Consider the following 20,021-nt stretch of genomic DNA (forward strand, 5'->3'; position numbering starts at 1 on the left):
AATAACAGTTTTATTATTAGAAAATCAAAAAAACAGGTTAAAAAATAAGGGACTCTTATGACTGATATGCCAAAAGGCGCGTTGAATGGTGTCAAAGTGCTCGACTTATCGAGAGTGTTGGCAGGCCCTTCTTGCACGCAGGTGCTTGCGGATCTTGGGGCAGAAGTCATCAAAGTTGAGCGTCCTGGCATTGGTGATGAAACCCGTCACTGGGCACCGCCAAAGTTCAGCGATGACACGTCCGCTTATTATGCCACCATCAATCGCAATAAAAAATCGCTCACCGTAGACATTACTACGCCAGCGGGACAAGCCATTATCAAACAGCTTGCCATTGATAGCGATATTCTAGTAGAAAACTTTAAGGTCGGCGGGCTTAAAAAATACGGCTTAGACTACGACAGCCTAAAACAAGACAATCCGCGTCTGATTTATGCGTCTTTAACAGGATTTGGGCAAACAGGGCCAGATGCCAAGCGCCCCGGTTATGATTATATTATCCAAGGTCTGTCAGGGCTGATGAGTATCACGGGTCCCAGCGATGGCGAACCACACAAGGTCGGTGTGGCAGTCGTTGATTTATTTGCAGGCTTACAGCTGACCATTGGTATCCAAGCGGCGTTATTGGCCCGTCAAAATACAGGACTGGGACAACACGTGGATGTGGCACTGCTCGATAGTGCGCTTGCCATGTTGGCAAACGTCGGTATGAACCATCTGGCGTCAGAAAAAGTACCACCAAGACTGGGTAATCAACATCCAAATATCGTGCCTTATCAAGTATTTAGCGCTAAAGGGCAAGCGCACTTTATTTTAGCTTGTGGCAATGACAGCCAGTTTGCCAAACTATGCGATGTCCTCTCAGTCGATTGGCACACTGACGAGCGTTTTATGACCAATCCTGCCCGCGTTGCTCATCGGGAGCTTCTGTGTGATGCGCTGACCAAGCAATTCGCTCAGCGTCCACGCGCACACTGGTTAGAGGTTTTAGAGCAGGCAGGTATTCCGTGCGGGGCGATTCATAATATCGCTGAAGCCCTGTCCATGCCGCAAGCGCTGGCCCGTGAGATGATTGTTGATTTTGCAGCGCTTGGCAGTCCTGTACGCGCACTTGGCAATCCGATCAAACTATCCGCTTCACCTATAAGCTATCGCTCGCCGCCACCCAAGTTGAGTGAGCATACCGATAGTACCTTGGCTACGCTCGGTTACGATAATGATATGATCGCCAAACTCAAAGCCGATGGAATTGTTTAGTAGACCTCTTGCAAAAGTCATAGTCTAAGCTCGGAATTAATGATACCAGCAAACAGCTTCATTCTAAGATCATAGCGCTGACGACGGTTGCGATATTTATGAGCCACGATTTTGAACAACTTGATTAAGCCTATTTTGTGCTCAACCACAATACGGAACTTTGCCAGATAGTGATTGGCCTGTTTGCATATCTCCAATAACTGACCACCACGAGGTTTCTTAAATGGTGTGAAGGTTTGCTTATGTAGATTTGCTATACCCTGATAACCACTGTCTGCTAGATAGTTAGTATTCTCAGGCAACCAATCAGGACAAGTATCTTTATACAGCTTAAAATCGTGGATTGACCCTTTGCAGGTTTGTACATCAAGTATCAACCCTGTTTGCCAATGAACGATAACCTGCGCTTTCAAGGTGTGTTGTTTTTTCTTACCGCTGTAGTAGTCGCTTTGGTTTTTTTTGGACGCTCAATAGGGGTTTCGGTGGCATCAACAATGACGACGCTCCAATTGATGTCATCATCGACGCGACTAGGGAGCTTTTTGGGCAATTCAAACTTGCCAGAGTCAATCAGGATGTCTTCTACTTTACGAATGATACGGCTAGCAGAAGACTCATGAATACCAAAGTCCATACTGATATGATAAAGCGTGCGGTATTCACGCCAATAAGTCAGGGCTAGTAGTATCTGCTCCTTAAGACTGAGCACACTTGGTCTGCCTGATTTGGTCTTAGATGCTTCATGCTCTTGCATGGCATCAAGCATGTCATAAAAGGTGGCTTTATGAATGCCAGTATAGCGTTTAAAACCAGCGTCACTTTGTTTGAGTAGCTTATCTATGTTTGGCATGGTTCCTAAAAAGTTATGAGTGTCTTCTTATTTTAATTCCCTTTGCTACTTTTGCAAGAGGTCTAGTGAAGTGTTTAAAAGAAGCGCAACATTAACCCCTTTATCTTAATGAGCGCTAAAGCCCAAACGTTGCTCAATTTGCTCAGCCAACTCAATCAGCACGGCACTGACTTCAGCCCGCTTTGCTTCGTACTCTCCTTGCAAAAAACTGACTGCCATACCAGCGACGGCAGTGCCTGAAGCATTACGGATATAAGTGCCTAAGCAGTACATACCATCGCGCAGTTGCCCATCATCGAGTGACACTCGACTTTCATGTATCGCTGCAAGCTCGATGGATAAATCTGTAAAATTACTGACGCCATGTTGTGTCATGGGCGTCGGAAACCTCTCTTTATACAATAACTTTATGCTGTCCATAGACATGGTTGACAGCATGGCTTTACCTGTCGCAGAAAATACGGCAGGTACTCGAACCCCTGCTCGAAAGGTAAAGCCGAGCGGGGCGGGTGACTCATGACAGGCCAAAAACACCACTTCCCCCAGATCCAGCTTAGACAAGGTGACCGTGTGCTGAAGTAGGACTGGGTACTGTACGATAAGGTCTTTAAACAACTGTACAACGCCTTGCTGCTGCTCATATTTGCCTGCCCAATACATCAAATAAGAGCCTAGATGAAAGCGACTGTCCGTATCTTTATAGATGACATGTTTGTTCAGTAAGCTTTGCAAAATATTATGGGTTGAGCTACGAGGAAGCGCCAACTCTTTAGCGATATGAGCAGCAGTAAGAGGGTGAGGACTGTCTGTAATCAAATCCAAAATTTGAAACGTTTTGTCCAACGCAGGGACAGCGGTCGAGCTCATAAGTAACCTATCAAAGTTAATAAAATCAATATTGTATAAAAATGTCGCGATAAATAATCATGAAAATGCGAATAAGGGTTGCAAACCAGAAGCGATCATTCCTATAATGATGTCTCATATATAGAATACTTGTTCAGTATATTGAACAAGTATGAAAGTATCAATAATTATTTGACAAACCTATTATATCCATTCTTATAAATATTTACCCTCAAATGACAAGGAGCGTCAAAATGTCACAGTCTACGCTACAGTTATCGAATCCTGATCTACTCAAACAATCCTGTCTCATCAAAGATGGTTGGCATGCGGCCAGTGATGAAGCCACCCTTGAGGTCAATAATCCCTTTAACGGTGAACTTATTGGTACGGTGCCAAGTCTCACTACCAAAGATGTGAATGACGCAGTTGCCTACTCGCATGAAGTACAAACCGCTTGGGCGGCCAAAACTGCGCAAGAGCGTGCAGATCTGTTGCAAAAATGGGCAGATCTCATCGATGCCAATAAAGAAGATCTTGCTATTATCATGACGGCTGAGCAAGGTAAGCCTTTAACCGAATCACGTGGTGAAGTTGGCTATGCCAATAGCTTTATTCGTTGGTTTGCAGAAGAAGGCAAGCGTGTCTATGGCGATGTCATCCCTGCGAACAAGTCACAACTGCGCCATGTCATCCTAAAACAACCCGTTGGCGTTTGCGCAGCTATCACCCCATGGAACTTTCCAGCGGCAATGATTACGAGAAAGGCGGCGCCTGCATTGGCGGCAGGCTGTACGATGATCATCAAACCTGCGACCGAAACCCCATTTTCTGCTCTAGCATTAGGCGTATTGGCTGAGCAAGCGGGCATTCCAGCAGGTGTGATCCAAGTGGTCACTGGCAAAGCATCAACCATCGGCGACATTTTAACGGGTGATGCACGTATTCATAAGCTATCGTTTACTGGCTCTACTGAAGTCGGTCGAACGCTTATGGCTCAATGTGCGCCAACCATTAAGAAGTTATCACTAGAGCTTGGTGGTAACGCGCCATTTATCGTCTTTGATGATGCCGATTTAGAGGCAGCGGCGGATGGCTTAATCGCCTCTAAATACCGCAATGCTGGGCAAACCTGTGTTTGCGCCAACCGCATCTATGTGCAAGACAGCATTAAAGATCAATTTTTAGACGTGTTCGTTAAAAAAGTGGCTGAGCTTAATGTTGGCAATGGTATGGATGACGGCATCGATATCGGCCCTCTTATTAATCAAAAAGCCTTAGAAAAAGTACAAGCACTGCTAAAAGATGCGCTAGATAAAGGGGCAACGCTCATCGCTGGTGGCAGCACGAATAACGCCTCAGAGCTGACCTACAATCCGACTGTGATTACAGATATTAGCCACGATATGGACATTGCCTCTGAGGAAATCTTTGGTCCTATCGCGACCATCTTTACCTTCAAAGACGAAGCAGAGGTCATCCGTCAAGCCAACGACACGATCTATGGTTTGGCCGCGTATTTTTACAGTGGGGATTATGCACGCTCATGGCGCGTGACCGAAGGACTTGAGTACGGCATCATCGGCCATAATACGGGCTTGATCTCTACGGAAGTTGCGCCATTTGGCGGCGTGAAGCAGTCAGGCTTTGGCCGTGAAGGCTCAAAATACGGTATTGAAGAGTATGTGGTGACCAAATACTGGTGCTCTGATATCAGTTAATAGTGTCGATAAACGATTCATTATTAGTAAGACATTTTAGGCATCTTTGGGGTTTTACGACAAACGAATCCCATTCGCGGTCTAGTACATATCCAATAAACCAGCAGTCAACCGCCAATCAACTAATGGCACTTATGTTACCAATAAAGAAAAGGACATTCTTATGACAATGACCAATCAATCACTACTAGAGCGCCGCAAAGCGGTATTACCAACAGGACTTGGTGTGGCCTTTCCTATCTTTGCAGAAAAAGCAAAGAACTCAGAAGTATGGGATATTGAAGGCAATCGCTATATCGATTTTGTCGGCGGCATCTCAGTATTAAACACGGGGCACAGCCATCCAAAAATCACTCAGCGCGTGCACGAGCAGCTAGACAAATTTACGCATACTGCTGCCCAGATGATCAACTATGAGTGCTATGTTGATTTGGCTGAGAAACTGTGCGAAAAAGCCCCTATCAGCGGTGACACAAAGGCTTTCTTTTTGACCACGGGGGCAGAAGCCGTCGAAAACTGCATTAAGATTGCTCGTGCTAAAACGGGGCGTCCAGGGGTGATCTCTTTCGTTGGTGGCTGGCATGGCCGCACCTTAATGTGCATGAGTCTCACGGGCAAAGTACTGCCTTACAAAAAGAATTTTGGTCCTATGCCAGGCCCTGTGTTTCATGCCCTGTTCCCTGCTGAAGAGTTAAATGTCACAGAAGCACAAGCCCTACATAGCCTTGAGATGATTTTCCAAGCAGATATCGACCCTAGTGAAGTGGCGGCAATGATCATAGAGCCAGTACAGGGTGAGGGCGGCTTTCACCAAGTAACCCCATCATTTGCCAAAGCGTTACGCGATATCTGTGATATGCACGGCATCGTTCTTATTTTTGATGAAGTACAGTGTGGTTTTGCCAGAACAGGTACGCTGTTTGCGAGTGAGCAGTTGGGCGTTGAGCCGGATCTGATGACCAGTGCCAAGAGTTTGGCGGGTGGTTATCCTATCTCGGCAGTTATTGGTCGCGCTGAGATTATGGACGCGCCGCAAGTGGGCGGTTTGGGTGGTACTTATGCTGGTAACCCATTGGCGTGTGTGGCTGCGCTTGCCGTCATAGAAGTGATCGAAGAAGAAAATCTGCTTGAGCGCAGTGTTGAGATTGGCGACAAAATTGAGGCGTTCTTAAAAGGTCTCAATCTAAGCAGTATCGGTAATATTCGTCACAAAGGCGCTATGTTAGCGTTCGATTTGATCGATAGTGAAGGCAGACCCGATACCGTGGCAACTGCTAACCTAAAAGCAAAATCATTTGAGCAAGGTTTGCTATTAGCGTCTTGCGGAATGTATGGCAATGCGATACGTGTGATGGTGCCACTGACCGTTGAAGACGAAGTACTACAAGAAGGCCTTGATATTATCAAAGGTATTCTAACGGCTTAAGAGGTAGCAAGCCTCATTTTATTTACTATAGCGACGGATCGCTTTTAATCACACACTGACTTTGGTTAAAAAGTTGTAGTTACGATAATGGCAAGGCTGCCCTCATGACACTCGCTTTGAGTGTGTTGTTCAACGGCGCCTTGCAAATCAAGGCGCTGTTTCTGTTTTTGCTGTGGCTGTTGGGCACTAGACAAAGAACACACGACCGCTTTGAGACGCAACGGCGTACATAGTAAATACGATGGGTGCTATTCCACTAAACACAAATGGTGTAACTGTAAAAGGTTCACATGGATGACACACAGACAAGGAGTAGGTTATGTCTGAACTACGAAAATCGCTAGGGACGTTAGATATTATTGCCCTCGCATTTGGTGCTATGGTTGGTTGGGGCTGGGTGGTTTTGGCTGGCGGTTGGATTTTATCTGCGGGTACTTGGGGGGCGATGCTGGCGTTTTTGGTAGGCGGGCTGGCGGTGATACTGATTGGTGTTACTTATGCTGAGCTTGCAGCCTCAATGCCCATCACTGGTGGTGAGCATACTTATACGCATCGAGCATTAGGGGTCAATGTCTCCTTTATCTGCTCGTGGAGCATTTTATTTGGTTATTTTTCAGTGGTGGCTTTTGAAGCCGTTGCCCTGCCGACGGTCGTAGAGTATTTTATTCCTAACTACAGCCAAGGTTATCTCTGGACCATCGCTGGCTGGGACGTCTACGCCACTTGGGTGGGTGTCGGGATGCTGGGATCGGTCATTGTCACTTGGCTGAATGTTCGCGGTATGGAGGTCAGTGCTTGGTTTCAAAAAACCGCTGTACTGGGTATTTTGTTTGTCGGTACTTTATTGTTCATCGGTGCTGTCTTGTTCAATCCTGAGACTTCAAACTCAGTGCAAGCGCCAGCCTTTATCGGGGGTATCGGCGGTATCATGGCCGTTATTGTGATGGTGCCTTTTATGTTTGTGGGTTTTGATGTCATTCCGCAGGCGGCAGAGGAGATTGATCTTACTCGTCCTAATATTGGCAAATTTCTGATTGTTTCTATTGTCGTTGCCGTCATATGGTATGTCGGTATTGCTTGGAGTGTGGGTACAACGTTGCCATTGATACAAGCAGAGAACTCGACGCTTGCTACTGCTGACGCAATGACCAATGCATGGCAAGGCAAATGGGCGGGTATTTTATTGGTGATTGGTGGCGTGCTTGGTATTTTGTCCAGCTGGAATGCGTTCTTGATTGGTGGTAGTCGTCTGCTTTATGCCATGTCAAAAGCCCATATGTTGCCAGCGTTCTTGGGCAAACTGCATCCAAAATATAATACGCCCGTCAATGCGATTTTGTTGATTGGTGGTTTGGCGACGCTTGCGCCATTATTTGGTCGTAAAATGTTGGTTTGGATTGTTGATGCTGGTGGTTTTGGTATCGTCATTGCCTATACCTGTGTTGCGATATCGTTCTTGGTACTTCGTTATCGTGAGCCTGATATGGTGCGTCCATTCAAAATACCCGCCGGTAAGCTGGTCGGCATGATAACGATTGCACTGAGTATTGGTATGTTAATATTATATATGCCAGGTATGCCCTCAGCACTGACAGCGATTGAATGGTGGATCTTCTTGGGTTGGACAGTGCTTGGTATCGTGTTGTACGGTTATGCAAGGGTGAAATATCCGGGGATTAGTGAGTCGATTATGGCAGAAGAGCTGCGTGAATTAAAAATCGTCAATCAGTTGTGGTTAAAAGACAATCCACCTAAACGATAAAATTGTTAATGAGAGACGTTTTTAAATAAGTTGTCCTTCAAAACAAAAGCCTAACATGCAATGTTAGGCTTTTTTTCTGAACTGTCCCGTCCTGAAATAAATTATCATATTTAGGTCAAAATGAATTGATGATAGACCTAGACTTATAGATCTTTGTTGTTTTGAATGATACCTTTTTGAACGATACTTTTTTGGCTGCTATCGTCTTGAACGGTGTCTGAGTCAGTTGGCATCTTGGACTTATTTGTCGTTTTAGGCGTTTTTTTTAGCAGCTTGACTTTAGCGTCTTTATTTGGAGGCTCAGGCTGTAGAGTGGTGGTCGCAGCGTTTGTATCAGGCGACTTACGGACAGCGTCAGAGGGTTTTTTTAAGCTTCTTTTGATTCTACTTACTGCTACGGCATCGGTTTCGGCTTGTTCTTCTGCTAGTGCTATGTCGTATAGATCTTGATAGACGGCTAGGGTTTCTTCAATCATCTCGCGCATGGTGAATTTATTTGTCATCTCAGGACGCGTGACGCTTTCTAATTGGTTTTTAACGGCTTTACACAGGGCTTTGGCGTTGTACTTTTTAACCAGACCTTGCGGATAGAGCGGCTGTAGAATCTCACTAAAAGCCGCTTGGTCCCAACCAATAACAGGCGTGCCTAAATGAATCGCTTGTAGGGCATTGATACCAATCGATTCAGGCTCATTAGCAAGCGCCATCACGATATTCGCTGCTGAGAGCCACTCACGCATGTCGTTACGTTTGCTGCCTACGTAAGTGATGCGATCGGCCAAACCTAGTGCATTGGTACGCTGACGAAAGTCTTCATGAGCGACGTCATCATCTCTGTAATCCTCATCCATAATAATGACGTGGATATTAGGAAACTGCTCTTGTAAATTGCCCAAAATATCAATCAACCACTCTTGGCCGTACTCGTTACCGATGACCGTGGGAAACACCAGCCACTTCTTATGCTCAAGCTCAGGGTATTCAGCGAAAGTGTGCCGTAACCAATAGACTGAAGGGTTATGCCGGTAAGGGTAGCGGCGAGTATCGACCCCGCGATAGATTCGTTTAATGGTTTTAGGGTCGGCGTCTTCAAGACGTAGCCCTTTTTTTAGATAATTGGTCACACTATCAGACACCGTAATGATGGTGTCGACAGCAAGCAGTGCTTGTGAATATTTATTGATAGGATAAAAGCCATACATGGTTGAGACCAGTTTTGGCATGCGCTTGACACGCGCGCGACGTAGGGCTAAATGTAGTATCCAAGCAGGCGTACGCGAATGCACATGAATAACGTCAGGATCGTATTTTTCAATCAGCCGGCGCAGTGAGGTGACTTGCAGTAGTGATAGCCAAGACTTTTTATTCATATGCAGCTGATGATATATATTCCCGTCACGCTTTAGGCGTTTCACCAAATCATTGTCCTCATCAGCGCTGGAGACGATGATGGAGGTATGCTCGTTTTTGACCAAGGCGCGTCCAAGATGAAAAATACCGCGCTCGGATTCATCATGCTTTAAGGACGACAGTAAGCGCATAACTTTCATAATAGCGTGGGTCACCAGTTAATATAATAATATCAAGCTGCTATTGTCAGTTAAAAGTGATTAAAACTCAACCTTCACGCACTAAAAAAGGCCTTGAGTACGCAAGGCCTTTTTTAGGCGTAGTCGTTATCTATTCTCAATACTTTAAGGGTCGCTTTACGGCTACTGAACCTTTGCTCGTATAACCACGGTTTGTGTGGCATTAGGGTCGAGATTTACCAAATTCCACTTAAGACCAGAATAGCTCTCTTGAATGACGGTGGTCTTGCCAACTTGTTGAATGGTTTGATAACGGTTGCCACCCGTGGTCGCAAGCGTTGGCAACGGGCTATTTAATGATAGTAGCTGTATGCCATTTGGTAACGAAACCATCGCATTGATGTCGTTTACTGGCTGAGTTGTCGTATTAGTATAAGTGGTATGGTATTCAATGATATCACCTGGCGCGATATGATTGGCAGGAACTGCGACTTCACGGCCAGCGCTATTTTTTAAGATTTTCATGACCTTGGTTTGGGCGTTGACGATATCAGGCGTACTAAATGTTGGTGTTAGTTGCAGGGCGTCTAAAGAAGTCGTTGTGGTGATTTGATTGCTGATTGGTTGCGGCGTGACATGGGTCGTAACTGGTAACACTTGAGTTACGGTATTGATAGGCGTGGAGATGACATCGACCTTGGTAACTTTATGGGTAACCTGATTGGACACAGGCACACTAGTGACAGTGGTGCGGCCTTGGGTCATGACCGTGTTATTAGTGCCACTTTGCCGGACGACATAGCGTGGGACAGTGGTGACTTGAGTTACTGAATAAGGCATACCATCTCGCATGGTGATACCATTCGGTGTGGCAGTGATGATGGCTGTTTTGCCATCAGAATACTGTTCAACGACGGTAGTGCTGCTGCCTGCTGTCGAGTTAATGGCGATTTCAGGCGCAGCATTGGCTGTAGAAGCCGCGAGGGCTATACCTGCTAACATTAAAAACATGGCTGTGGTTATGGATGTGGTTTGGGCACTTGTTTTTTTGGTAGTAATAGTGACTGTTGATGTATCAACGCGCATGATCATAAAAGACTCCTTTAAAATAACAGTCAATGAAACAGCAAATAAATAACGCTTAGACAAGAAAACCCCTTGTTACTTAACATGACCAGCACATCAAATAACAAGGGGATTAGTATGGATAAAGGCTAACACTGGCATTTACCAAGCCATCATTATTTTTTGCCCGACGCCAAACCAAACGGCTAAGCAGTCTCTACCCAAGTAATTATGCGCTAAAAATATTTGAGTAGAACAGCAGCATTGTGTAACTACTACGCTATAAATAACGATACTTTGTGTTGTTTTGCTTACTGTCTAAACCAACTGCTGTTTTATACACTGTCAGAAGCGACTGCTATCAAAGCGTCTTTATCATAAAATTTGTGACAGTCAGAAAAACTAATCATAGATGACTTTCATGACTTCGTACTCGACCACACCTTTTGGGGTTTCGATACGCACTTCATCGCCTTCAAACTTACCGATAAGGCCGCGAGCGATGGGTGAATTGACTGAGATTTTGCCCGCTTTAAAGTCAGCCTCATCATCTCCAACGATTTTGTACTGTTTTTCTTCTTCAGTGTCCATGTTTTCGATGATGACGCTCACACCGAATACCACACGACCATCTTTTGGTAGAGTGGTTGGGTCGATGACTTGGGCCGCACCGAGTTTGGCTTCGATATCACGGATACGCGCTTCACAAAAACCTTGTTGTTCGCGTGCTGCGTGATACTCAGCGTTTTCTTTTAGATCGCCGTGTTCGCGGGCTTCAGCGATAGAAGCGGTAATGCGTGGACGGTCGACACTTTTTAACTGTTTTAATTCGGCTTCTAAAGCCGCATGTCCTTGCGGAGTCATGGGATAACGTTGCATGTTTTTTCCTTAAACCAATAACACCACACCATCTCCTACTCTTAGCGAATAGTGAGATGGTGTTAGCGTTGTTGCAATGAGTATGAAATATAAAAAGAGTGAGGTTCAGGCTGTATAAACTGTAAACGCCCTGTCATGTATGAGCATATATACTCATAAACTGAGGCGTACTGAACCTTATGTAATAAAAAGCATAGTCGCAGTTTAGCCACTATGCTTTTAGGTCTGTCTTTTTAAAGGTATTATTTTTTTAAAGCACTATTGTCATATAAAAACCCATAACAGGTTTCGCATAAGCTTTTACATAAGCCTGACGGTTATGCTTAATCTACTGAAATTATTCAGCCACGTCAATAGTCTTTGCTTGTTCATGTAAATCTTGCAGTTTGTAAACTTCAAACGGTAAGTCAATCGCATAAGATTTACAGACCGCATCTGCCGCCCCTAAGGTGGTGACATAGAACACTTTGCTTTGTAGGGCGCTACGGCGGATAGAGAAAGAATCTTCTTGTGCTTGCTTGCCTTCAGTCGTATTGATAATAAGATCGATTTTGCCATTTTTCAAGGCATCGACGATATGTGGGCGACCTTCAGTGACTTTGTTAATTTGCTTACACTCAATACCTGCGTCGCTCAGTACTTTTTGCGTCCCTGTCGTTGACACGATGTTAAAGCCAAAGTCGGCAAGCTGGCGGGCAATAGGAGCAATTTGCGCTTTGTCACTGTCACGAACTGAGATAAAGACGGTCTTGGTCTCGCCCTCAGTAGGTAGACCTGGCAAGCGCTCGTTACTACCGATTATGGCTTTGTAAAATGCTTCGCCAAAGGTTTTGCCCACGCCCATGACTTCACCCGTTGATTTCATCTCAGGGCTCAAGATAGGGTCCACACCTGGGAACTTGGCAAACGGGAATACCGCTTCTTTGACCGCATAAAACGCAGGAACGATCTCAGTCGTAAATCCTTGGTCTTTAAGCGACGTGCCAGCCATACAGCGAGCCGCGACTTGCGCTAAGGAAGTACCGATACATTTAGAAACGAATGGCACGGTACGGGCAGCACGTGGGTTCACTTCTAAGATATAAACCGTTTCACCTTTTACCGCGAACTGTACGTTCATTAAGCCAATCACACCAAGCTCTTTTGCCATGGCGACCGTTTGTGCGCGCATCACGTCACACAGCTCATCAGACAGCGAGTAAGGCGGCAATGAGCAAGCTGAGTCACCAGAGTGGACGCCTGCCTGTTCGATATGTTGCATGATACCGCCGATGACGACGTCGGTACCATCACAGACACAATCCACATCGACTTCGATAGCGTCATCTAAGAAGCGATCTAGCAATACTGGTGCTTCATTTGACGCTTGGACGGCAGTGCGCAAGTAGTGTCTGAGTTCCTCTTCGTTATAGACGATTTCCATGGCACGGCCGCCCAATACATAAGAGGGGCGGACAACCAATGGATAGCCCACGTCTTTTGCTTTGACCAAGCCGTCTTCTAGGCTGGTTGCTAGGGCATTTGATGGTTGCACTAGGTTGAGCTGCTGAATCATGTGCTGGAAACGTTCGCGGTCTTCTGCGCGGTCGATAGCGTCAGGGCTGGTACCAATGATTTTTACGCCAGCTGATTCTAATGCACGTGCCAGTTTCAATGGCGTTTGACCACCGAACTGGACAATCACACCGTCAGGGTTTTCGATACGGACAATCTCAAGCACGTCTTCAAGCGTGATTGGCTCGAAATAGAGGCGATCAGAGGTGTCATAATCGGTTGAAACCGTTTCAGGGTTACAGTTGACCATGATGGTCTCGTAACCATCAGCGCGCATGGCAAGCGCTGCGTGCACACAGCAGTAGTCAAACTCGATGCCTTGACCGATACGGTTAGGACCGCCACCGATGACCATGATTTTTTTGTTATCTGTTGGGTTGGCTTCACACTCGCTATCGTACGTTGAGTACATATAAGCGGTACTGGTGGCAAATTCTGCTGCACACGTATCCACACGCTTATAGACTGGATAGACGTTCAAGTCCCAACGTTTGGTGCGTAGCTGCTTTTGTGAGACACCTAGCAATTTGGCCAACCGCAGATCTGACAAGCCTTTACGCTTAAAGCTACGGAGGTTTTTCTCGTTCAGTCCACCAAAGCCAAGTGATTTTACGGTGGCTTCTGTTTTGACGATGTCTTCAATCTGTACCAAGAACCAAGGGTCAATCTTGGTGAAGTTAAACACTTCATCGACACTCATACCGACGCGAAAAGCATCCGCGACGTAGTAAATGCGTTCAGGCGTTGGGATGGTTAGGCGGTTAATGATTTCAGAACGGGCTTTTTCAACGCTCACTTTCGACAAGTCGATTTGCTCATCAAAACCATCGGCGCCTGTTTCCATGCCGCGCAGTGCTTTTTGCATCGATTCTTGGAAGTTACGACCAATCGCCATGACTTCACCGACCGATTTCATCTGCGTCGATAGGATGTTATCCGCTTGTGGGAATTTTTCAAAGTTAAAACGCGGTATCTTAGTGACCACATAATCAAGGGCGGGCTCAAAGCTTGCTGGCGTTTTACCACCAGTGATGTCGTTTTGCAATTCATCTAGCGTGTAACCAATGGCCAGTTTGGCAGCGATTTTGGCAATCGGGAAACCAGTGGCTTTTGAGGCGAGGGCAGAGGAGCGTGACACACGTGGGTTCATCTCGATGACGACCATGCGGCCTGTGTCAGGGTTGATACCGAACTGGACGTTTGAACCGCCCGTTTCCACACCGATCTCACGCAGTACTGCTAAAGACGCATTACGCATGATTTGATATTCTTTATCGGTCAATGTTTGCGCTGGTGCCACGGTGATCGAGTCGCCCGTGTGTACACCCATTGGATCAAAGTTTTCGATGGCACAGATGATGATGCAGTTGTCGTTTTTGTCACGAACCACTTCCATCTCGTACTCTTTCCAACCGATTAAGGACTCATCGATCAGTAGTTGATGGTTCGGTGATAAGTCAAAGCCTCGCTCACAAATCTCAATAAACTCATCGCGGTTGTACGCGATACCGCCTCCTGAGCCGCCCATGGTGAATGAGGGACGAATGATACACGGATAGCCCATTTTCTCTTGAGTCGCAAAGGCCTCTTCCATGGTTTCAGCCGTTTCAGCACGTGGACACTCAAGACCAATACGCTTCATGGCTTGGTCAAATAAGTTGCGATCTTCTGCCATCTCAATCGAGTCTTTGGTCGCGCCAATCAGCTCGCAATTGTACTTGGTTAACACGCCATGCTTGTCCAACTCTAGAGCACAGTTTAGCGCCGTCTGTCCGCCCATGGTTGGCAAGATGGCATCAGGGCGCTCTTTGGCAATGATTTGCTCAACCGTCTGCCAGGTAATCGGCTCGATATAGGTGGCGTCTGCCATGACAGGGTCGGTCATGATGGTCGCAGGGTTTGAGTTGACCAAGATGACGCGGTAGCCTTCTTCTTTTAGTGCTTTACACGCCTGCGCGCCTGAGTAGTCAAACTCACATGCTTGACCGATGACGATAGGGCCTGCGCCAATGATAAGAATGCTTTTGATGTCGGTACGTTTTGGCATAGTTAGGGCTACCTTCGTTGGGTGATATTTTAATGAATCTCTATTTTTAATAAAGCTTATGGCGTTTTATATTTACAGTACTGCTCAAACCGCTTTTAGCGATTCAAGCATTAACTTATTATCAAGTTATAATGAACATTTAAGCTTGGGCAGTTTTAGCCTTTTCCATCATCACAGCAAACTTATCAAACAATGGCGCACAGTCGTGCGGGCCAGGGCTGGCTTCTGGGTGACCTTGGAAGCTAAAGACGGGCTTATTGGTCAGCTCAATACCTTGATTGGTACCATCAAATAGTGAGCGATGCGTGGATTTGACATTGTCAGGGAGCGTGTCTTCATCAACTGCAAAACCGTGGTTTTGACTGGTAATCATGACCGTACCAGCGGCTAAGTCTTGTACCGGATGGTTGGCACCATGATGCCCCGTTTTCATTTTGATGGTGCTAGCACCGCTGGCAAGACCAATTAGCTGGTGGCCTAAGCAAATACCGAAGGTTGGGATATCTGTTTCTTCAATGATGTGACGGACGCTATCGATCGCGTAATCACAAGCAGCAGGGTCGCCTGGACCATTTGATAAGAAGATGCCATCTGGGTTCATCGCTAATACGTCTTTGATCGGTGTTTGCGCTGGTACGACTGTCACATGACAACCACGGTCGACAAGCATACGCAAGATATTGGTTTTGCTACCGAAGTCGTAAGCGACGACCTTGTATTTTGCGTCAACATGGGTACCAAGCTGCTTAAAGAAGCCACCAGTACCGCTGTCGTGACTACCCGGTACGTCACGGTTGAGTAGAGTGTCTGATAGATCCCATGTACCAGCGGTCCATTCAAAACTGTCCGTGGTACAGCACTCTTTTGCCAAGTCCATGCCTTTTAGGCCAGCAAACCCTTGTGCCAGCTCAATCGCTTTTTGCTCGTCATCAGCGCTGATTGTCTCACCATTTGACGCAGTCATGATACAACCGTTCTGCGCCCCTTTATCGCGTAACAGGCGTGTCAACTGACGTGTGTCAATTTCAGCGATAGCGACGGTATTATGACGCTGTAGATAGTCGCTTAGTGACTCTGAGTTGCGGAAGTTTGACGTTGCCATTGTCGCATCACGAATGATGAGGCCGTCTGCCCACACTTGATGACCATTACCAGACTCAGTGTCCTCGGCATTGGTGCCTGTGTTGCCAATGTGTGGATAGGTGAGGGTCACGAGCTGGCGTGCATAACTGGGATCGGTTAGGATTTCTTGGTACCCTGTCATGGCTGTATTAAACACCACCTCACCGACACGATGACCAAGGCTGCCGATACTGACACCGCGAAAGATCGTACCGTCTGCTAGTGCCAAAATTGCTTGTATTTCTGTCGATGAATTCAAGGATTGCCTCCGCTATTATGTGTGAGTATCGTGACTTTTTGCGTTCAAAATTTTGAAGAAAGTGACTTTTTAGATCTATCTAACGGCAGCTAAATAAACATAAAAAAAGCGGCAAACCCAAAAATTTTCCACAAAAAAGCGAGAAGACATTAAAGATGAAAACTACAAAACCCACTAGATAGTGAATAGGTAACTTGCATCATGTCCGCTCGCTTAGGCACAGATTTTGCGTATTATATACAAAATAGGCTGGTATGGCTAGCGTTAAAGGCAAACATAGCGATTAAAACTGGTAATGCACAGAAAGTCCATAATAATCAGGGGCAAGATTGGTGGTGACTATCAGTTGATCATTATAGCTTTTTGTCAAATACACGCTGCTGGCCACTCCTAGCGCTGCACCAGCCAGTACATCAGCCACGTCATGTTTGTCTGCTTGAACGCGGCTATAACCCACAAAGCTTGCACCAACATAGGCAGGAATACTATATTCTAGCCCATAGCGTTTGTGGATAAAGCTTGCGCCTTGGAACGCTATAGAAGTGTGTCCTGAAGGGAATGAATCGTTATCACTGCTATCGGGTCGTTCTTTATCAACGGTTGACTTTAGAGCATAAGTTACGGCAAGATTGGCTGCAAACGACTGATAAAATTGCTGACGACCCTGCTTATCATTCATGTGATAAGTGCTCCCGTAGGCAATGGCAGGTATGGTGAGAGCAATAATATCACCTGCTCGTTCCACACCAGAGGTATCGGCTGCATAACAGGGTGCGGCCACCACCAAGCTACTTGCTAATACTATGGCGGAGGTATATTTCTTGTGCTGCATCGTATGATTCCTAGGCATAATTTTGGCTGTTGCTTTGTCGTAGTGATCAAAGTACTCAAGGCGACTGCTTTAGCGGATTGTACTATCAAAACCGCGAAAGAGGACGCCACCCGACATTAGGGTGGAGGTGAATTTCGCTTAGTGTTTATTATATAGTCATAAAAACTATATACTGAAATAAGCTATAATAAATTTTAGAAATTATTTTAAAAAACACAGTGAATCGGCACTATGAAAATCAACAAAGCGTACAAATTTAGGCTTGAGCCTAATGCAGAGCAGGAGATTATCTTAAATAATCTTGTCGGCTCAGCACGTTTTGTTTGGAATCAAATGCTGGCAATATCGTTTGAGATGTTTGCTAAAGATGAGTTTATTAACGCCACCAACCTTGTTAATAAAATCGTTGGCTTAAAGAACAACCCTGATTTTGCCTTTTTAAAAACTCATGCCAATGCCGTGTCCTTACAACAAAAGGTACGTGACTTAGCAGCAGCTTGGTCACGATTCTTTGACCCCAAAGTACACGCCAGATTAAAAGAAAATAAAAACAAACCTCGTAAACCCAAGTTCTTTAAACTGGCTGATGGCACGGAGATCCAGCATCGACCTCTAATGCCACAATTTAAGCGCAAAGCAGATGGCTGCGATTCCATTCGCTTGGTTCAGTTTGATAAGTACTGCCGTATTGAGGGCAACCGAGTCAAACTACCTAATGGTATTGGCTTGGTGAAATTCAGAAAATCACAAGACATCATCGGCACGATTAAAAACGTCACCATCAGCAAGAAGTCAGGTCACTGGTACATCTCGTTTGGCACTGAGCGCGAACTGGCCGAAAAGCCGGTTCACCCTGCCACAAGCGCCATTGGCTTGGACATGGGCATCAGCAAACTACTCACCACCTCAAACGGTGAGGTTATCAAACCCAAGAACAGCTTTAAAGCCAACCAACTCAAACTTGCCAAGCTGCAACGAGGGTTGGCAAAAAAAGTAACATTCAGTGAAAACTGGAAAAAGCAAAAGCATAAGATTCAAAAGCTCCACCATCATATCGCCAATATTCGTCATGACTACTTGCACAAAATCACCACCAGCATCAGCAAAAACCACGCCATGATTGCTTGTGAGGATTTGAAGGTCGCTAATATGTCGACATCAGCCAGCGGTACGGTGGAGAATAAAGGCCGTCATGNNAGGATTAAACAGAGCTATCTTAGATCAAGGCTGGGGCATGATGATTGATATGCTTGAGTATAAGCAGCAATGGCAAGGCGGCTTACTTATCAAAGTAAACCCACGCTACACCAGCCAGACCTGCTCTCAATGCCAGCATATCGCCAAGGAAAACAGACAAACTCAGTCCAAATTCGAGTGCGTCCAATGTGGTCATAAAGCCAATGCTGATATTAATGCAGCTAAAAATATTTTATCGGCAGGACATGCCGTTTTGTCTGCGGAGGGAGGATGCAGTAAAGGTCGCCCGTTGAAACAGAAAACTTGCGACGGTCGTGAGAAAGTCGCCTAAAGGCTAACGCTTTTAGAATCCCCCACTTGAGCGCAGCGAATGTGGTGGGAGTATGTCAAAAAAGCCCATTATCCTTAATGAGGAAAAAACTATGATTTATCAGTATTTAGACAAAGTGCCTGAATTTGCCGTGCCATTTAACGGTTGGGTGGCAGACTCAGCTCAAGTGATGGGTGATGTATATTTGGGTCATCAAGCCAGTGTTTGGTTTGGCGCAGTGATTCGCGGTGATAACGAACGCGTCCACATTGGTGACTATAGCAACGTGCAGGAAAACAGCGTTATCCATACCGATGCGGGTATTGAGGTAAAAGTTGGCAACTATGTCACCATTGGTCATTTAGCGATGCTCCATGGCTGCGAAATCGGCGATAATAGTTTGATCGGTATTGGGGCGATCGTGCTAAACCATGCCAAAATTGGCAAAAACTGTATCATTGGTGCCAATGCTTTGGTCACCGAAGGTAAAGAGATTCCCGATAATTCTCTTGTCATGGGCTCGCCTGCCAAAGTCGTCAAAACACTGACCGATGAGCAAGCTGCTATGTTGAGAATGTCAGCGGAGCACTATGCTGAGCGCTGCCAGAAGTTCAAAACGGGCCTAAAAGAAATCGCCATGCCAAGCTAAGCGTTAGCCAATAGCGGAGTCGTATAAAAAGTGAGTGGGTGATATTGGGCGATCTTTTTATATTTTTTAGGCGTTAAGTCATCAGCATCATCGCCAGCCAAATAATGGCAAAAATGATAATGCCAATGATAAGTCCGCGAAAAATATCATGGCGTACAGAGTAGTTGTTGAGATAATTATTGTTATTGGCTGTTTCATCGATATTTAGTGCGTTAATGCTTTCTGCCCCAGCGGATTTGCCAACGATGAACCCCATTAAAGCGCCAAGTAGCAACATAAAAGGCGTGAACAACCAAAAAATCTCGCCGTTACCAATACCAACTATTGAGCGAATGACCACAATGGCCAGATCGATCAGCAAACCGCCAAAGCCATACATGACTCCGTTCAAGAGTGCATAAAGCATACGGTCTAAGGGTGACTGATAACGGTTACCTAACTGCCGCTGTCTGATTTCTCTGATTGAGCGAGCAGGTCGACGTGGTTTATTCGGCAAATCGGTTTTATTATTAGGCGATGGCATAGGGTTCTCTGAGCTTTTTATTCAATATGCTAGATACAGTAAGCTACCATAATGTTGCTTGGCAAGCAGTAGCGTTTTGAAAGCTTACTCATCAAATTTTTTATTCATAAAACCACCGTTTCTGTTTTCCAAACCGTTTATAACAAACATGGTTTGTATTAAAAATACCAGGGCGTGTTGAACATTGGCGACA

At 45.7% G+C, this 20,021-nt stretch carries 15 protein-coding genes and 1 pseudogene; 6 read left to right on the forward strand and 10 right to left on the reverse strand.

Translation table 11 applies throughout. The annotated features are described in order from the left end of the window. Positions 1-57 precede the first annotated feature (57 nt). Positions 58-1,257 (forward strand): CaiB/BaiF CoA transferase family protein, encoded by a 1,200-nt coding sequence (locus B2P60_RS11330; protein ID WP_264298168.1) that lies wholly within the window; start codon positions 58-60, stop codon positions 1,255-1,257. A gap of 17 nt (positions 1,258-1,274) precedes the next feature. On the opposite strand, the gene B2P60_RS11335 is transcribed toward B2P60_RS11330, so the two are convergent. The 3 genes from B2P60_RS11335 to B2P60_RS11345 all read right to left on the reverse strand — a co-directional run bounded on the left by B2P60_RS11335 (position 1,275) and on the right by B2P60_RS11345 (position 2,974). After that, the gene (locus B2P60_RS11335) at positions 1,275-1,670 is read right to left on the reverse strand and encodes a transposase family protein (protein WP_286741412.1); all 396 of its coding nucleotides are present in this window, start codon (positions 1,668-1,670) and stop codon (positions 1,275-1,277) included. Further along, the gene (locus tag B2P60_RS11340; protein ID WP_286741414.1) at positions 1,667-2,107 is read right to left on the reverse strand and encodes a transposase family protein; all 441 of its coding nucleotides are present in this window, start codon (positions 2,105-2,107) and stop codon (positions 1,667-1,669) included. Before B2P60_RS11340 ends, B2P60_RS11335 begins: the two co-directional genes overlap by 4 nt. A gap of 105 nt (positions 2,108-2,212) precedes the next feature. Continuing rightward, on the reverse strand, positions 2,213-2,974 hold the full coding sequence (locus B2P60_RS11345; RefSeq protein ID WP_193005095.1) for an IclR family transcriptional regulator: 762 nt from the start codon (positions 2,972-2,974) through the stop codon (positions 2,213-2,215). 233 nt (positions 2,975-3,207) lie between these two features. Here B2P60_RS11345 and B2P60_RS11350 point away from each other — a divergent pair, with 233 nt between their 5' ends. From B2P60_RS11350 to B2P60_RS11360, 3 genes are all read left to right on the forward strand, one after another. After that, entirely contained in the window at positions 3,208-4,674 is a 1,467-nt protein-coding gene (locus tag B2P60_RS11350) for an NAD-dependent succinate-semialdehyde dehydrogenase (RefSeq protein WP_193005094.1), read from the forward strand. Positions 4,675-4,843: 169 nt separating this feature from the next. Next, on the forward strand, positions 4,844-6,100 hold the full coding sequence (gene gabT, locus B2P60_RS11355) for a 4-aminobutyrate--2-oxoglutarate transaminase (RefSeq protein WP_286741438.1): 1,257 nt from the start codon (positions 4,844-4,846) through the stop codon (positions 6,098-6,100). 319 nt (positions 6,101-6,419) lie between these two features. Further along, positions 6,420-7,862: an APC family permease gene (locus tag B2P60_RS11360; RefSeq protein WP_193005092.1), complete on the forward strand. Its 1,443-nt coding sequence runs from the start codon at positions 6,420-6,422 to the stop codon at positions 7,860-7,862. A 143-nt stretch (positions 7,863-8,005) separates the two neighbouring features. Here the strand turns inward: B2P60_RS11360 and B2P60_RS11365 are convergent, their stop codons facing one another. The 6 genes from B2P60_RS11365 to B2P60_RS11390 form a co-directional block, all read right to left on the reverse strand. Continuing rightward, the gene (locus tag B2P60_RS11365; RefSeq protein WP_286741416.1) at positions 8,006-9,412 is read right to left on the reverse strand and encodes a glycosyltransferase; all 1,407 of its coding nucleotides are present in this window, start codon (positions 9,410-9,412) and stop codon (positions 8,006-8,008) included. 162 nt (positions 9,413-9,574) lie between these two features. Next, positions 9,575-10,483, reverse strand: coding sequence for a hypothetical protein (locus B2P60_RS11370; protein WP_286741418.1), 909 nt, complete (start codon positions 10,481-10,483; stop codon positions 9,575-9,577). Between the two features lie 375 nt (positions 10,484-10,858). After that, complete coding sequence (gene greA / locus B2P60_RS11375) at positions 10,859-11,335, reverse strand: transcription elongation factor GreA (RefSeq protein WP_286741419.1); 477 nt, start codon at positions 11,333-11,335, stop codon at positions 10,859-10,861. Between the two features lie 337 nt (positions 11,336-11,672). After that, entirely contained in the window at positions 11,673-14,936 is a 3,264-nt protein-coding gene (gene carB, locus B2P60_RS11380; protein WP_230708478.1) for a carbamoyl-phosphate synthase large subunit, read from the reverse strand. A gap of 139 nt (positions 14,937-15,075) precedes the next feature. Continuing rightward, a complete protein-coding gene (carA, locus tag B2P60_RS11385; protein WP_286741421.1) occupies positions 15,076-16,317 on the reverse strand; it encodes a glutamine-hydrolyzing carbamoyl-phosphate synthase small subunit in 1,242 nt (413 codons plus the stop codon). A 283-nt stretch (positions 16,318-16,600) separates the two neighbouring features. Then, entirely contained in the window at positions 16,601-17,149 is a 549-nt protein-coding gene (locus B2P60_RS11390) for a phosphatase PAP2 family protein (RefSeq protein WP_286741424.1), read from the reverse strand. Between the two features lie 231 nt (positions 17,150-17,380). On the opposite strand from B2P60_RS11390, the pseudogene B2P60_RS11395 reads away from it, so the two are divergent. Next, positions 17,381-18,677: pseudogene (locus B2P60_RS11395) on the forward strand (RNA-guided endonuclease InsQ/TnpB family protein). A 91-nt stretch (positions 18,678-18,768) separates the two neighbouring features. Continuing rightward, positions 18,769-19,305, forward strand: coding sequence for a gamma carbonic anhydrase family protein (locus tag B2P60_RS11405; protein WP_193005499.1), 537 nt, complete (start codon positions 18,769-18,771; stop codon positions 19,303-19,305). A 73-nt stretch (positions 19,306-19,378) separates the two neighbouring features. Here B2P60_RS11405 and B2P60_RS11410 read toward each other — a convergent pair whose 3' ends face one another. After that, positions 19,379-19,828 carry a hypothetical protein gene (locus B2P60_RS11410; RefSeq protein ID WP_286741430.1) on the reverse strand — a complete coding sequence of 150 codons (450 nt, stop codon included), beginning with the start codon at positions 19,826-19,828 and terminating at the stop codon, positions 19,379-19,381. Between the last annotated feature and the right edge of the window lie 193 nt (positions 19,829-20,021).

Origin of the sequence: Psychrobacter sp. UBA3068 (genome assembly GCF_002366815.1) — a bacterium.
GTDB lineage: Bacteria > Pseudomonadota > Gammaproteobacteria > Pseudomonadales > Moraxellaceae > Psychrobacter > Psychrobacter namhaensis.

What these genes read in the sequence shown, in the direction of transcription:
- B2P60_RS11330 (WP_264298168.1), top strand. Translation starts at nt 58, where the DNA reads ATGACTGATATGCCAAAAGGCGCGTTGAATGGTGTCAAAGTGCTCGAC.
- B2P60_RS11340 (WP_286741414.1), bottom strand. Translation starts at nt 2,107, where the DNA reads ATGCCAAACATAGATAAGCTACTCAAACAAAGTGACGCTGGTTTTAAA.
- B2P60_RS11345 (WP_193005095.1), bottom strand. Translation starts at nt 2,974, where the DNA reads ATGAGCTCGACCGCTGTCCCTGCGTTGGACAAAACGTTTCAAATTTTG.
- B2P60_RS11350 (WP_193005094.1), top strand. Translation starts at nt 3,208, where the DNA reads ATGTCACAGTCTACGCTACAGTTATCGAATCCTGATCTACTCAAACAA.
- gabT (WP_286741438.1), top strand. Translation starts at nt 4,844, where the DNA reads ATGACCAATCAATCACTACTAGAGCGCCGCAAAGCGGTATTACCAACA.
- B2P60_RS11360 (WP_193005092.1), top strand. Translation starts at nt 6,420, where the DNA reads ATGTCTGAACTACGAAAATCGCTAGGGACGTTAGATATTATTGCCCTC.
- B2P60_RS11365 (WP_286741416.1), bottom strand. Translation starts at nt 9,412, where the DNA reads ATGAAAGTTATGCGCTTACTGTCGTCCTTAAAGCATGATGAATCCGAG.
- B2P60_RS11370 (WP_286741418.1), bottom strand. Translation starts at nt 10,483, where the DNA reads ATGATCATGCGCGTTGATACATCAACAGTCACTATTACTACCAAAAAA.
- greA (WP_286741419.1), bottom strand. Translation starts at nt 11,335, where the DNA reads ATGCAACGTTATCCCATGACTCCGCAAGGACATGCGGCTTTAGAAGCC.
- carB (WP_230708478.1), bottom strand. Translation starts at nt 14,936, where the DNA reads ATGCCAAAACGTACCGACATCAAAAGCATTCTTATCATTGGCGCAGGC.
- B2P60_RS11390 (WP_286741424.1), bottom strand. Translation starts at nt 17,149, where the DNA reads ATGCAGCACAAGAAATATACCTCCGCCATAGTATTAGCAAGTAGCTTG.
- B2P60_RS11405 (WP_193005499.1), top strand. Translation starts at nt 18,769, where the DNA reads ATGATTTATCAGTATTTAGACAAAGTGCCTGAATTTGCCGTGCCATTT.
- B2P60_RS11410 (WP_286741430.1), bottom strand. Translation starts at nt 19,828, where the DNA reads ATGCCATCGCCTAATAATAAAACCGATTTGCCGAATAAACCACGTCGA.